1 protein-coding gene is annotated in these 1,705 nt (G+C 74.8%); it reads right to left on the bottom strand.

The window, feature by feature from the left end:
- Positions 1–60: 60 nt before the first annotated feature.
- Complete coding sequence (locus AB0D66_RS34515) at positions 61–1,524, bottom strand: MFS transporter (RefSeq protein ID WP_362311096.1); 1,464 nt, start codon at positions 1,522–1,524, stop codon at positions 61–63.
- Between the last annotated feature and the right edge of the window lie 181 nt (positions 1,525–1,705).

Below are 1,705 nucleotides of genomic sequence, written 5' to 3'. Positions count from 1 at the left end.
GGCCGGCCCGCGGGCCGGCCGCACCGCCCCCACCGCCCCTCCGGCGGGCTCCGGACGCCGTCAGCAGCGACGGGTCTGGTACGGCACGGGAGTCGGCTGCGGGGCGGACGGCGTCGGGCACCGGCGTACGGCGACCAGGAAGGTCAGCGCGATCCCGCCCGCCACGCAGAAGAGCGCCGTGCTGATCCCGTCGGCGGTGGCGGTTCGGAGCCGTTCGCCGGAGAGCCCGTCGAGGCCGGCGGTCGCGACCAGTACGAGGACGGCGAGGCCGACCGCCGCGCCCGCGCCCGAGCCGGTGGAGGCGATACCGGAGGCGATGCCCTGCTGCCGGTCGGGGACTCCGGTGGCGGCGGCGATGAACATGGCGGTGAAGACCACCCCGTCACCGATGCCGAGCGCCACGAGGCCGGGAACCAGCGGGGCGTAGCTGCCGTCGGGCGTGACGGCGAGGCCGAGTACGAGCGCACCGAGCGCGCCGACGGCCAAGGACGCGGCCAGGGTCGGCCGCAGCCCGAACCGCGTCACGAGCCGGCCCGCGGCGGTCGAGCCGGCCACCACTACCGCCGTGGGGATGAGGAACCCGGCCCCCGTCTGCAGGGCGTCGTAGCCCAGCACCTCCTGGAAGTAGACGGACAGGAAGTAGAGCACGGAGCCGAACGTCGCCATGAACATGAACGCGATGACGACGCCGGTGACCAGATGGGGGTTGGCGAGCAGACCCGGCGGCATGAGCGGGTCGCCGCTGCGCCGCTCGATGGCGACGAAGGCCGCGATCAGCACCGGGCCCGCCACCGCGCACGCCAGGATGCCGGGCGAGAGCCAGCCCAGACCGGGCCCCTGTACGAGGGCGAACACGATGAGGGTGACACCGGACGTCACGCTGAGCGCACCGGGCAGGTCGAAGGTGCGGCCCTTCTCCCTCGCACCGTCGCGGGGGACCAGTGCGAAGGCGAGCAGCAGTGCGGGGACGGCCAGGGCCACGTTGACGAGGAAGACCGCCTCCCAGCCGAACACCTGCGTCAGCACACCGCCGAGCAGCACACCGATGACGAGCCCGGCCGCGCCCGCCCCTCCCCAGATGCCCAAGGCGCGGTTGCGGGCCAGGCCTTCGGCGAAGGTGGTGTTGATGAGGGCCAGTGTGGTGGGGAAGACGAGGGCCCCGCCCAGACCCTGGACGGCGCGGGCGGCCAGGAGCAGGCCGGGCCCGGTCGCGAGGGCGCCCGCGAGCGACGCCCCGGCGTACAGGGCGAGGCCGGCGACCAGGATGCGGCGCCGTCCGAGCAGGTCGGCGGCGCGCCCGCCGAACAGCAGGAAGCCGGCCGAGGCCACCGCGTAGGCGCTGATGACCGACTGGAGCGTCCGCGCGGAATAGCCGAGGTCACGGGCGATGTCGGGCAGGGCCACCACCACGATGTACTGGTCGAGCGAGACGATCAGCATGGCGAAGGACAGCAGCGCGAGCATGGCCGTCCGCCGGTTCCAGCCGAGGCCGCCGGGCGCGGACGCTGTCTCTGTGGGTCCCACGGCAGCACTCCTGACGATCGCTCAAGTCCGCGCCCGCGGCCCGTGGCCCGCCGAGCAGGCCCGTCCGGTGACGGGCGGGACGCGCCGGGCGGACCGCCCGCCACGAGCCTATACAGCGGGCCCGTACCGGCCCCGTCAACGACCCACGCTCCTCACCCGCGGCTCCCGACCCCGCGGGGCG

The organism is Streptomyces sp. NPDC048270, assembly GCF_040652335.1.
Taxonomy (GTDB): domain Bacteria; phylum Actinomycetota; class Actinomycetes; order Streptomycetales; family Streptomycetaceae; genus Streptomyces.
The sequence above is the reverse complement of the archived record's forward strand: the minus strand, read 5'-3'. Positions and strand labels throughout refer to the sequence as shown.